We start from the raw sequence: 11891 nt of genomic DNA, 5'->3' as shown, positions 1-11891 counted from the left end.
TGCGGTGGCGTTCACCCCACCACCCGCCACGGCAGCGACTCGCCCGAGCGCAGCGGCTTGAGTTCGGCCTCGCCGAAGGCGAAGCTGTCCGGCGGCGTCCACGATTCGCGGCGCAGGGTGATCGTGCCCTGGTTGCGCGGCAGGCCGTAGAACGCCGGGCCGTGGAAGCTGGCGAAGCCTTCGAGCCGGTCGAGCGCGCCCGCGTGGTCGAACGCCTCGGCATACATCTCGATCGCAGCATGGGCGGTGTAGCAGCCGGCGCAGCCGCTGGCGTGCTCCTTCAGATGGGCCGGGTGCGGCGCGCTGTCGGTGCCCAGAAAGAATTTGTCGCTTCCGCTGGTGGCCGCCTCCACCAGCGCCACGCGGTGCGTTTCGCGCTTGAGCACGGGCAAGCAGTAGTAGTGGGGGCGGATGCCGCCGGTGAAGATCGCGTTGCGGTTGTAGAGCAGGTGGTGCGCGGTGATGGTCGCCGCGGTGAAACGGTCGGCCTGCTGCACGTATTGCGCCGCGTCCCGGGTGGTGATGTGCTCGAAGACGATCTTCAGTTCCGGAAAGTCGCGGCGCAGCGGAATGAGCTGCTGCTCGATGAACACGGCCTCGCGGTCGAACAGGTCGATGTCGCTGCTGGTCACCTCGCCGTGCACCAGCAGCAGCAGGCCGGCCTTCTGCATGGCCTCCAGCGTGGGGTAGGTCTTGCGCAGATCGGTCACGCCGGCATCGCTGTTGGTGGTGGCGCCGGCGGGGTAGAGCTTGAGCGCGACCACGCCCGCCGCCTTGGCCCGCTCGATCTCTTCGGGCGCCAGGTTGTCGGTGAGGTACAGCGTCATCAGCGGCTCGAAGGCGACGCCGGGCGGCACGGCCGCCTGGATGCGCGCCTTGTACGCCGTGGCCAGGGCCGCCGTGGTCACGGGCGGGCGCAGGTTGGGCATGATGATCGCGCGCCCGAACTGGGCCGCGGTGTGCGGCACCACGGTGCGCAGCGCTTCGCCGTCGCGCACGTGCAGGTGCCAGTCGTCCGGGCGGGTGATCGTGAGGGTGTCGGGGGAGTGGGCAGCGGTCATGGCCGCCATTGTCCCATCGCACCGGGCCATGAAAAAACCCTGCCCACCCGGAAGGATGGACAGGGTAAACCCCAAATCATTGGGGCGAGGGGGTTGCCTGGGGGTGTTCTGGTCAGCAGCCGGAAGGCCGGTTGCCGCGCATGGGCACGATGCCCGAGACGGTGATTCGGTCGCCCGTGCCATCGGTGGCCGTGAGCGTCTTGCTCAGGAGGCGCACCTGGTTGGCGTCGCGCGACACGGTGGTATCGCTCCAGTCGGTGGCGCTGAATTCGCGCTGGGAGAACGTGAGGAAGGCGATGTACAGGCTGCCTGCATTGGGCTGGTAGCGCACGTCGCCCGAGGCCTGGTCGCTGGAGCCGACCTTCTTGGCGCCGTCGAAGCGGAAACTGCAGACTTCGGGCGAAGAACCGACGGGGTTCTTCTTTTCCACGTCGGTCAGGTTGATGGTGCCGTCGCCGTAAACACCGTTCAGGCCCGAGACCGTGGCATTGCTCACCGTGAGCACGCCGGGCTGGTCGCTCGGTGTGGGATCGTCGTCATTGCCACCGCCACAGGCGGTGAGCAGCAAGGCGGTGCAGGCGGCAGCGGAAAAGGTCTTGAGGAAAGCGTTCATGGGTCGGACAGGATCGGTAAATGGGAAGCCGAAGGATCGGGTGGCATGCCCCGTCCTTGCAACAAGCCCCGATCCTATAAATGGCGTCCGGCCCGGGCTGTGGGCCATTGGCAGCGGGGTCCGTAGGACAGACTCCCGGACGTCTTCGGTCCGCTGGGCGGCTCGCTGGCAGTAGCGGCTCCCTCAAGCCATCGCATGGGGCGCCACGGCCGGAAACCGCACGGTGAAGCACGAGCCCCCTTCCGGGCGGTTGTCCACCTCCACCGTGCCGCCCTGACGGACCACCAGGGCATGGACGATGGACAGGCCCAGTCCCGACCCCTCTCCCCCGTGTCCGGGCGCGTGCGGAAAGCGGCGAAACGGCCGCGCGAGCATCTCGGGCGGCAGGCCGGCCCCGGCATCGCTCACGCGCAGTGCGACACCCGTGGCCGTTGCCTCGACCGCCACGCCCAGCCAGCCGCCGTCGCCCGCGTGGCGCAGCGCGTTCTCCACCAGATTGAACAGCACCTGCCGCAGGCGGTCGGGGTCGGCATTCACCAGCGCCGCGCGTGGGGCCTGCGGTACCTGCAAGTCGAGCGCCACGCCGTGTTCGGCGATGCGGCTGGCGTGGCTGGCCAGCGCTTCGCGCACCAGTTCCGCCAGGTCCTGCGGCGCCATCTTGAGCGATAGCTGGCCCGCCTCGGCCATCGACAGGGTGTGCAGGTCGCCGACCAGGCGACCGAGGTATTCCACCTGTTCAAGTAGTGCACGCGACTCGGCGGCATCGGCCTCGATCACGCCGTCGCAGATCGCGTGCAGGCGCGCGCGCAGCACGGTCAGCGGCGTGCGCAGCTCGTGGGAGATGGAGGCGGCCGTGGCGCGGCGCTCGCGCGCCATGTCCTCCAGCGCATCGGTCATCTGGTTGAAGTGGCCCACCATCTCGGCCATCTCGCCCTTGTAGCGGCCCGGCTGCGCCCGCACGGTGAAGTCGCCCATCGCCACGCGCGTGGCCGCTTCGGCCATGGAGGCCACGGGCTGCGTGACGAGACGCGACACCCAGAACCCCACCGCGAGCCCGAAAGGCAGGCACACCACCAGCCCGACGACCAGCGACCACTTCTCGCCGAACAGCAGGTCGCCGCGCCAGTACTGCCCGTAGATCGCCATCGCCTGGGGGCTGTCCTCCTGGTCGTGGTCGTTGAGTTCGTCCAGCTCGTGCTGCACGCTGGCCGGCAGGCTGCGGTAGAAGTCGCGGTACTGCACTTCGGAGAACACGACCACGCTGGCCGCCAGCAGGCCCATGGTGGCGAGCAGCGTCCCGGCGATGTACAGCCCGAAGCGGACCCAGATGCGATCGAGGATGGAGCCTTGCATGGCGTGGCGGCCTGGGTCAGCCTTCGGCGGACTCGCCGGGCCACAGGCGATAGCCGATGCCGCGCACCGTCTCGATCAGCTCGCCCTGCCCGGCCTGCTGCAGCTTGCGCCGCAGCTTGGACAGGTGGGAGTCGATCACCCGGTCGAGCGCGTCGCTCTCGGGCAGGCAATGCTCGATGAGGTGGCCGCGCGAGAAGCAGCGCTTGGGCTGCGCCGCCAGGCAGGCAAGCAGCCTGAATTCGGTCAGCGTGAGCGGCAGCGGCACCGCGCGGCCATCCTCCCCATAGGCCAGGGCGGCGTGGGCCTGCTGGTCGATCTCGATCCGGCCCACGCGGATCGGCGTGGTGCTGGGCGCCTCCTGCGACCGCGTGCGGCGCAGCACGGCACGCACACGGGCCACCACCTCGGGCGGGCTGAAGGGCTTGACCACGTAGTCGTCGGCTCCCAGACGCAAGCCGAGCAGCTTGTCGATGTCGTCGGCCAGCGCGGTGACCATGATGACCGGCGTCTGCCTCTCTTCGCGGATGGCACGCAGCACGTCCAGGCCGTCCATGCCGGGCAGGTGGATGTCCAGCAGCACCATGTCGGGACGCAACTGGCGAAACAGCCGCAGGGCGTCGAGCCCGTTGCCCGCCTGCTGCGCCCGCAGGCCGTCGCGCTGCAGATAGGCCGTGAGGATGCTGGCGATCCCGGGCTCGTCCTCGACCACAAGGACAAGCGGACCGGGCAGAGGGGCAGGACTGTTCATGGCAGCAGTGGCTAAGGCGACGGCGCGGGGCCCGGGGAGGGCCCGAGGGCGGCACATCGCCGGGCAATTATCCATCCGGCATCCGCGGCGCCGGGCCGGGCGCGTCTCCACGTTTTCTCCACACGGTATTCACGGCTGCGCGAATTTTGGCGAGCCCAATGCCCGCAGAAAGCCCCGCCCCGGGCGACTCCCCCGCCCCCCTCTTCGAAGCCCTGCCCGCGTGAAACGCCCCTTTCGCATTCTGTCCTGCGCCGCGCTGTCCGTCCTGATGGCCGGGTGCAGCGCGCTGGGCGGCGCCGATGCGCCCTCGTTGCAGGGCACCGCCCCGGTGCCGCCGGCATGGACCCAACCGGCGCCGGCGGGTGCGGCCCCGGCCGATCTGCGCTCCTGGTGGAAGGCATTCAACGACCCGGCGCTGGACGCCCTCGTTCAGGAGGCGCTCGCCACCAACCTCGACCTGGCGCAGGCCGCCAGCCGGCTGCGCGAGGCGCGGTTGCAATCGGGCCGCGCGGCCCTGCAGTTCCGGCCGTCGCTGGGTGCCAGCGCCCGGTCGCTGCAGGACATTTCAGCCACCGACACTTATTTTCACGCCAGCCTGGACATGGTCTGGGAGCTGGGCCTGTTCGGCGCAGGCGAAAGCACGCGCCGGGCCGGCGAAGCCGAACTGGACGCGGCCGGGGCCGATGCCCAGGGCATCCGCGTGGCGGTCGTGTCCGACGTGGTGCGCAACTACCTCGATCTGCGTGCCGCCGGCCGCCAGACGCAATCGCTGGCGCAGATGGCCGCCCTCGACGACCGCAGCGCCGCCTTGGCCGAGGTGCGCTTGCGCACCCGCCTGGGCCCGGCGGATGAAATCGCTCAGGCCCGCGTGCGTGCGGCGCAGGCCCGCGCCGCTCAGGCCGCACTGAAGGAAGCCAGCGCCCGCGCCGCCCAGGCCCTGGCCGTGCTGCTGGGCCGCTCCGTCCCCGATCCCGCCTGGAGCGCCACGGCGCCGGGCAACCCCGAACCCACGCTGGCGCCGTTCGCACTGGCCGAACTGCCTGCCGATCTGCTGCGCACGCGCCCGGATGTGCATGCCGCCGAAGCCGAGGTGAACAAGGCTGCCGCCGCACTGGGGCTGGCGCGCTCCGAGCTGTACCCGCGCATCGCGCTCATGGGCTCGCTGCTGTACTCGTACAACATCACCCAGCATTTCCGCACGCGCAGCGAAAACGCACCGGCCCTGGGGCCCGTCATCGACATTCCGCTGTTCGACTGGGGCCGCCGGAACATGCAGGTGCAGGCCCGGCAGGAAGCCATGAACGCCGCACTCATCGGCTACCGGAAGGCGGTGAACAACGGCGTGGCCGAGGCCGAAGGCGCGCTGGCGGCAATGGCTGCCCAGCAGGCCCGCGCCGACGCGCTCGACCAGGCCCGTGGCCTGCTGCGCGAGCGGGCCGCCGCCGGGCAGACGCAGATCCGCCTCGGGCTGGCCAGCGAATACGACAGCCTGCCGCAGCGCCGCGCCGAACTGCAAGCCGCCGCGGAATGGCGCACGGCACAGGACGCCCGCGCCCTCGCCTTCGTTGCGCTCTACAAAGCCCTGGGCGGCGCGCCGCTGCCGCCGCCCGAGGGCACGGCCGAGGCGGCCCCTGCGCTCACCACGACCGCCCGCATCGCAGGGGCCCGGCCATGATTCCACTGGCCCGCAAGACCCTGGTGCACGAATGGCGCCGGTTCGTGCCGGCGGTGTTCGCCGTGGGGTTCTCGGGCCTGCTGCTGATGGTGCAGGCCGCGCTGGTGCTGGGCATCTTCGGCAGCGCCGCCGTCTATGTGCGGGCCTCGACGGCCGACCTCTGGGCCGGATACCCGGGCACGCAGAGCGTGAACTTCGGCCGAGCCATCGGCCGCGACGTGGAAAGCCGGATGCGCATGGACCCGGCCGTGGCCGCTGTCGAGCCCTACCTCTGGGTCGATGGCGACTGGCGCAGCGCCCAGGCGGGCGCGGGCGGCATCTCGGTCTATGTCTCGGGCATCCGCAGCGCGCCCGACGGCATGCTGTTCGCGCGCCTGATCGCCCCGTGGCAGCGCGATGCGCTGCGCGAGCCCGGCGCAGTGATCGTGGACCGATCCGACCTGGACACGCTGGGCGTGCAGGTCGGCCAGACCGCGTGGATCAACAGCCACCCGGTGCGCGTGGCCGCCGCCGTGGACGGCCTGCGCGGCCTGGGCGGCGTGAACGTGCTCGCCTCGCTGGACACCGCACGCGAGATCGCCGGTGCCGAAGCCGCGCCTGGCAGCACCTATGTGGTGGCACGCACCCGCAGCCCGGCAGAGGCCTCGGCCGCCCAGGCGCGGCTGTCGCACGGCGGCCCGGGCTTCGGCCCGTTCGAGGTGTGGACGGCCCGGCAGTTCTCCCGCCGGTCGCAGCTGTACTGGATGTTCGACACCGGCGCCGGCGTGGCCGTGCTGTTCATGGTGATCGTCGTGTGCCTCGTCGGCACCGTGGTCACCAGCCAGTCGCTCATGGGCGTGGTGGCCGGCACGGCGCGTGAATACGCCGTGCTCAACGCCCTGGGCGCCAGCCGCGGCGCTTTGAGCCGGCTCGTGATCGAGCAGGCCTGCTGGATCGGCGGGCTGGGCCTGCTGGTCGCCGGGGCCACCAGCGCGGCGCTGCTGGGCGTGGCCGCCGCCTATGGCGTGCCGGTCGCCATGACGCCCCGCGTGGCGGCCGCCTGCGCCGTGCTGGTGGGGATCGTCGCGCTGTTCTCGGGCTTCTTCGCCATCCGTGGCCTGCTGCGGGCCGATCCGGCCCTGCTCCTGCGATGAACGGCAACACCGCCACCCAAGCACACCGCCTCACGCCCAGCCTGCAGGCCGTGAAGGTGCACAAGTCCTTCGTGTCGGGGGTGGTGCAGGTGCAGGTGATCGAAGGCCTCACGCTGTCCATCTACCCGGCCGAACTCACGCTCATCTCGGGCCCCTCCGGCTGCGGCAAAAGCACGCTGCTGTCGCTGCTGTCCGGCCTGCAGCGGGCGGATGCGGGCAATGCCATCGCGCTGGGCGAAAACCTGGGCGCGCTCAGCGTGCGCGCCCTGGAGCGTTTTAGGCTGCACCACACGGGCTTCGTCTTCCAGGGCTTCAACCTGTTTCCCGCGCTGACGGCGCTGGAGCAGGTGCAGTTGCCGCTGGGCTACCTGGGGATGAGCGACCGCGAGAGCGAAAAGCGCGCCCGCCGCGCCCTGGACGAGGTGGACCTGTCGCACCGCGCCAACATGCGGCCCGCGCAGTTGTCGGGCGGCGAAAAGCAGCGCGTGGCCATCGCGCGGGCCATCGCCAAGGAGCCGCAACTGCTGTTCGCCGACGAGCCCACCAGTGCCCTGGATGCCGACAGCGGCCAGCGCGTGATCAACATCCTGCACCGCATCGCGCATGCGCACGGCACCACGGTGCTGTGCGTGAGCCACGACCCCCGACTGGTGCGCCATGCCGACCGGGTGCTGGGCATGGAGGACGGCGCCATCCGCAGCGACTGGCGCCAGCCCGAAGCGCCCCCGACCACGAAAACCCCATGACCCGCCTGCCCCTTTCCCCTCCGTCATTGCTCGGCCTCCTGCCTGCGATGCTTGCCGCGGCCATGCTGCTGGTCGCCTGCAACGAAAAGCCCCTGCCCTCGGCCGTTGCGGCCGAGCCGCCGTCCCCCGCCCAGGTGGCCGTTGCGCGCGGCAAGATCGAAGTGCCGGGCGGCCTGCTCGAACTGTCGCCCGCGCAGGAGGGGCTGGTCCAGGCCGTCGCCGTGCAGGAAGGGCAGGCCGTGCAGCGCGGCCAGCTGCTGCTGCGCCTGGCGGGCGATGCCGCAGGCACCGAGGCCGCCGTCGCCCAGTCCGAGCTGCACCTGGCCCAGGCCCGCCACCAGGCGCGCGCCCAGCGCCTGCCGGCCCTGCGCCGCACCGCCGCGCGGCTGTCCGAGGCCGTGGCCGCAGGCGCCGCAGAACCCCAGCGCGCCGACGAAGCCCTGCAGGCCGTGCGCGATGCCGAAGCCGATCTCGCCGTCTCGCAGGCCGAGGCCGAGGTGGCCCGCAGCCGCCTGGCCCAGGTGCAGGCGCAGCGCGCCCGGCTGGAGCTGCATGCGCCCGAGGATGGAACCGTGGTGCGCGTGGGCACCCAGGCCGGCCAGCGCGCGCCGCTGGCGCCCAACGGCGCAGCCGCCATCGTGCTGCTGCCGCACCGGGCGCTCGTGGTGCGGGCCGAACTGAACGAAAGCTACGCCGCCCAGGTGCACGTGGGCCAGCGGGCCACCGTGACCACCGACGGCGACATCGCCCCCGCAGCGCTGCCACCGGCGCATGTGGTGCGCATCAGCCCCGTGCTGGGCACCGGCCGGCTGCAGGACGACGCCCAGCGCGGCCCGGTGCGCATCGTCGAATGTGTGTTGGAGTTCGATCAGGCGCCCACCGCGCGGGTCGGACAGAACGTGAGAGTGAGCTTCCATGAATGACGCCCAAACCCACCGCATCGCCCTGGTCGATGCACGCCATGCCACCCACCCCGCCACCGATTCGGGCTGGATGGTGCAATGCGATTTCGACGGCACCATCAGCACCGAAGACGTGACCGACTCCCTGCTGCAGCGCTTCGGCCGCGACGGCTGGGAGGCGCTGGAGACCGCCTGGGAGCGCGGCGAGATCGGCTCGCGCGAATGCATGAAGGGCCAGGTGGCCCTGCTCGACATGGACCGCGCCGAACTGGACGCGCACCTGGCCACCATCGCGGTGGACCCGCACTTCGGTGCCTTCGTGCGCGCAGCCCGCGAGCGGGGCATGCCGGTGCAGGTGGTGAGCGATGGCATCGACTACGCCATCCATGCCGTGCTGGAACGCCATGGCCTGGGCGACCTGCCGGTGATCGCCAACCGGCTGGTGCAGACCGGCCCGCGCAGCTGGCAGCTGCAGTCGCCATGGGCCAGCGCCGCGTGCACGCGCGCCAGCGGCAACTGCAAATGCGAACGCCTGGCCGAGCAGCGCGAGCGGCATGGCCGCGTGCTGTACGTGGGCGACAGCACCTCGGACTTCTGCGTGTCCGGCCAAGCCGATTTCGTGCTGGCCAAGTACAAGCTCATCCAGCACTGCGTGGACAACCGCATCGCCCATGCGGCGTTCACCGATTTTTCGCAGGCGCTGGCCCTGCTGCCGCAGCCCGTGGCGCTGGAACTGGCGGCATGAACGCCGCCGTGATGTCCCGCGAAACCGCCCTCCCCCTGGGCGACGCTGCGGCCCGCCCCGACGTTCCTGGGACGCAGCACGAATACCTGCTGCGCGGGCACGGCCCGAACGCCGGCACCGGCGTGCTGCTGATCCACGGGCTGACCGGCACGCCCAACGAAATGCGCCTGCTGGCCAAGGGCCTGCACCGCGCCGGCTTCACCGTGCTGGCCGTGCAGCTGGCCGGCCACTGCGGCACGCAGGAAGACCTGGTCGCCACGCGCTGGCAGGACTGGCACGCCAGCGTGCAGCGGGGTGCCGACCGGCTGGCGCTGGTGACCGGCGGCCGGCTCGTGGCGTGCGGCCTGTCGATGGGCGCCGTGCTGGCGCTGGCGCTGGCCGCCGATCGCCCGGCGCAGGTGGCCGGCGTGGTGGCGCTGTCGCCCACCTTCCGCTACGACGGCTGGAGCATGCCCGCGTACACGCGGCTGTCGTTCCTGCTGCCGCTGTTTCGCGCGCTCGGCATCGGGCGGCACCGGGTCTTCATGGAGCAGCCGCCCTACGGCATCAAGGACGCGGCGCTGCGCGAGCGCGTGGTGGCCCAGATGAACTCCGGCGACAGCGCCGCCGCCGGCCTGCCAGGCAATCCCTGGTGGTCGGTGATCGAAATGCGCGCACTGGCGGCCCACGTGCGCCGTCGCCTGGATGCCGTGCGCTCGCCCTGCCTCGTGCTGCATGCGCGCCACGACGACATCGCCTCGGCCGGCAACGCCCAGGCCATCGTGCAGGGCGTGCGGTACGCGCCGGTGGAACTGGTGCTGCTGGACGACAGCTACCACATGATCACCATCGACCGGGAGCGCCGCGCCGTCGTGGCGCGCACCGTCGCGTTCGCGGAGCACATCGCCCGCGGAGGCACGCCGTGAACCCGGGTGGGGCCGGGGCTGGCATCACGCCGCTGGTGGCGGCGCTCTGGGCGCTGAACATGCTAGTGGACACGGGCGGGCAACTGGCCTTCAAGGCAGCGGCAACGGCCGACCCGCGCGCCGGCAGCGGCCTGGCCCGCTGGGCCTTCATGGCACGCCGGCCGTGGCTGTGGATCGGCGTGGGCTGCTACGTGGCCGAGTTCCTGGTGTGGCTGGCGTTTCTCTCGCTCGTGCCGCTGTCGGACGGCGTGCTGCTGGGCTCCATCAACATCGTGGCCGTCATGGTGGCTGGCCGGTTCCTGTTCCGCGAGAAGCTCTCGCGCATGCGCGTGGCTGGCATCCTGCTGGTGTCGGCCGGCGTGGCCGTCGTGGGGCTGCACGGATGAAGCGCTTCTACGCAATCGGCTTCCTCGCGCTGGTGGCGTTCGACACGCTGGCGCAGATCAGCTTCAAGCTCGCGGGCGAACACGCCCTGCCGCTGGAGCTGTCCGCCGGCTGGCTGGTGCGGGTCTTCGGGCACCCGTGGATCTACGGGGCCTTCGTGGGCTACCTGGGGGCGTTCTTCACCTGGATGACACTGCTGGAGCATGCCCCCATCGGCCCGGCGTTCGCCGCGTCGCACCTGGAAGTCGTCTCGGTGCTGGCGATCTCGGCCGTGTGGTTCAACGAGCCCATCGGCTGGCCGCAGGTGGCAGGGGCCGCGCTCATCCTGGGCGGCATCGCCTGCCTGGCGCGCAGCGAGGCCGATGCCGAGCCCGGGCCGGCGCTGGCGCACGATGGCGCGTGAGGCGCCGCCCACCGCGGGCCTGCCGCTGCGATGGGCCGATCTGCTGCCATGCGGCGATGCCGACCTGGGCGGCGCGCTCGCGCGCTTTCTGGGCGTGCCTGCCGTGCAGGTGGAATGCTCCGGCACGGCGGCGCTGGTGGTCGCCCTCACGGCGTTGCGCACGCTGGCGCCCGACCGCGACGAAGTCGTGGTGCCGGCCTATACCTGCCCGCTGGTGGCACTGGCAGTGGCGCACTGCGGCCTCAAGCTGCGGCTGTGCGACCTGGGCCCCGAATCGCTCGACCTGGACCTGGCGGAGCTCGACCCGCTGTGCGGCCACCGCACGCTGGCGGTGCTGCCCACGCACCTGGCGGGCCGGGTGGTGGACACGGCCAGCGTGCGCAACCTGGCCCGGGCCGCCGGCGCATGGGTCATCGAAGACGCCGCACAGGCCCTCGGCGCGCGTGTGGCCGGCGCGAGCGTGGGGACCGGAAGCGACATCGCTTTTTTCAGCCTGGCCGTCGGCAAGGGGCTGACGCTTTTCGAAGGCGGCGCACTCGTCGTGGCCGACACGGTGCTGCGGGCCGCGTGCGTGCGCGCCAGCCGCCGCATCGTGCCGCGCCATGCCTTGTGGGAACTGCGCCGCAGCGCCGAGTTGCTGGCGTATGCCGCGCTCTACCGCCCGGCCACCCTGCCCCTGGCCTACGGCGCGCCGCTGCGCCGGGCGCTGGCGCGGGGTGACCGCGTGGGCGCTGCGGGAGACGATTTTTCGCCGCGCATTCCGCTGCACCGCGTGGGCCGCTGGCGGCAAGCCGTGGGGGTGCGCGCGCTGGAACGCCTGCCCGATTGGCTGGCGGCGGCGCAGGCACGTGCGGCGCCGCGGGTGGCGCGGCTGCGTGGCATGGCGGGGCTGCGGGTGCTGGACGACAGCGCGGCCGCCAGCGGCGCGCAAGGCACCTGGCCGACCTTGCTGGTGCTGCTGCCCCATGCCGCTGCGCGCGAGACCGCGCTGGCGGCCCTGTGGGGCGCGGGGCTGGGCGTGAGCGTGCCCTTCGTGCAGGTGCTGCCCGACTACGGGCGCTATGCCCACCTGGTCTCGGCGGAGGGCGGGGCGGCGGAACTGCCCCACGCCCGCAGCTTCGCGGCGCGGGTGCTGTCCATCAGCAACAGCCCCTGGCTGGACGATGCGGGCTTCGATCAGGTCTGCGCCACGCTGGAGCGGGCCGCCCAGGCATAAACCACCA

At 71.8% G+C, this 11891-nt stretch carries 13 protein-coding genes; 9 read left to right on the top strand and 4 right to left on the bottom strand.

What is annotated here, in order from left to right; genetic code table 11:
- Window positions 1–11 precede the first annotated feature (11 nt).
- From pyrC to M5C98_RS03170, 4 genes are all read right to left on the bottom strand, one after another.
- Complete coding sequence (gene pyrC, locus M5C98_RS03185) at window positions 12–1061, bottom strand: dihydroorotase (protein ID WP_272550919.1); 1050 nt, start codon at window positions 1059–1061, stop codon at window positions 12–14.
- Between the two features lie 112 nt (window positions 1062–1173).
- Complete coding sequence (locus tag M5C98_RS03180) at window positions 1174–1674, bottom strand: hypothetical protein (protein ID WP_272550918.1); 501 nt, start codon at window positions 1672–1674, stop codon at window positions 1174–1176.
- A gap of 183 nt (window positions 1675–1857) precedes the next feature.
- A complete protein-coding gene (locus M5C98_RS03175; protein WP_272550916.1) occupies window positions 1858–3027 on the bottom strand; it encodes a sensor histidine kinase in 1170 nt (389 codons plus the stop codon).
- Between the two features lie 16 nt (window positions 3028–3043).
- On the bottom strand, window positions 3044–3775 hold the full coding sequence (locus M5C98_RS03170) for a response regulator (protein ID WP_272550914.1): 732 nt from the start codon (window positions 3773–3775) through the stop codon (window positions 3044–3046).
- A gap of 220 nt (window positions 3776–3995) precedes the next feature.
- Here M5C98_RS03170 and M5C98_RS03165 point away from each other — a divergent pair, with 220 nt between their 5' ends.
- The 9 genes from M5C98_RS03165 (at window position 3996) to M5C98_RS03125 (ending at window position 11884) form a co-directional block, all read left to right on the top strand.
- Window positions 3996–5450 carry an efflux transporter outer membrane subunit gene (locus tag M5C98_RS03165; RefSeq protein WP_272550912.1) on the top strand — a complete coding sequence of 485 codons (1455 nt, stop codon included), beginning with the start codon at window positions 3996–3998 and terminating at the stop codon, window positions 5448–5450.
- Entirely contained in the window at window positions 5447–6583 is a 1137-nt protein-coding gene (locus tag M5C98_RS03160) for an ABC transporter permease (protein ID WP_272550911.1), read from the top strand. The genes M5C98_RS03165 and M5C98_RS03160 overlap by 4 nt, the downstream gene beginning before the upstream one ends.
- Entirely contained in the window at window positions 6580–7329 is a 750-nt protein-coding gene (locus tag M5C98_RS03155) for an ABC transporter ATP-binding protein (RefSeq protein WP_272550910.1), read from the top strand. The genes M5C98_RS03160 and M5C98_RS03155 overlap by 4 nt, the downstream gene beginning before the upstream one ends.
- On the top strand, window positions 7326–8252 hold the full coding sequence (locus M5C98_RS03150) for an HlyD family secretion protein (protein ID WP_272550908.1): 927 nt from the start codon (window positions 7326–7328) through the stop codon (window positions 8250–8252). The genes M5C98_RS03155 and M5C98_RS03150 overlap by 4 nt, the downstream gene beginning before the upstream one ends.
- A 70-nt stretch (window positions 8253–8322) precedes the next feature.
- The gene (locus M5C98_RS03145) at window positions 8323–8976 is read left to right on the top strand and encodes an MtnX-like HAD-IB family phosphatase (protein ID WP_272553134.1); all 654 of its coding nucleotides are present in this window, start codon (window positions 8323–8325) and stop codon (window positions 8974–8976) included.
- An 11-nt stretch (window positions 8977–8987) separates the two neighbouring features.
- Window positions 8988–9881 carry an alpha/beta hydrolase gene (locus tag M5C98_RS03140; RefSeq protein ID WP_272553132.1) on the top strand — a complete coding sequence of 298 codons (894 nt, stop codon included), beginning with the start codon at window positions 8988–8990 and terminating at the stop codon, window positions 9879–9881.
- A gap of 59 nt (window positions 9882–9940) precedes the next feature.
- Complete coding sequence (locus tag M5C98_RS03135) at window positions 9941–10267, top strand: EamA family transporter (RefSeq protein ID WP_272553130.1); 327 nt, start codon at window positions 9941–9943, stop codon at window positions 10265–10267.
- Entirely contained in the window at window positions 10264–10668 is a 405-nt protein-coding gene (locus tag M5C98_RS03130) for a DMT family transporter (RefSeq protein WP_272550906.1), read from the top strand. The genes M5C98_RS03135 and M5C98_RS03130 overlap by 4 nt, the downstream gene beginning before the upstream one ends.
- Window positions 10628–11884, top strand: coding sequence for a DegT/DnrJ/EryC1/StrS family aminotransferase (locus M5C98_RS03125; protein WP_442867223.1), 1257 nt, complete (start codon window positions 10628–10630; stop codon window positions 11882–11884). Before M5C98_RS03130 ends, M5C98_RS03125 begins: the two co-directional genes overlap by 41 nt.
- The last annotated feature ends 7 nt before the right edge of the window (window positions 11885–11891 follow it).

Origin of the sequence: Acidovorax sp. NCPPB 3576 (assembly GCF_028473605.1) — a bacterium.
Lineage (GTDB): Bacteria > Pseudomonadota > Gammaproteobacteria > Burkholderiales > Burkholderiaceae_C > Paracidovorax.
Note: the sequence above shows the minus strand (reverse complement) of the source record. Positions and strands in the feature narration are given on the sequence as shown.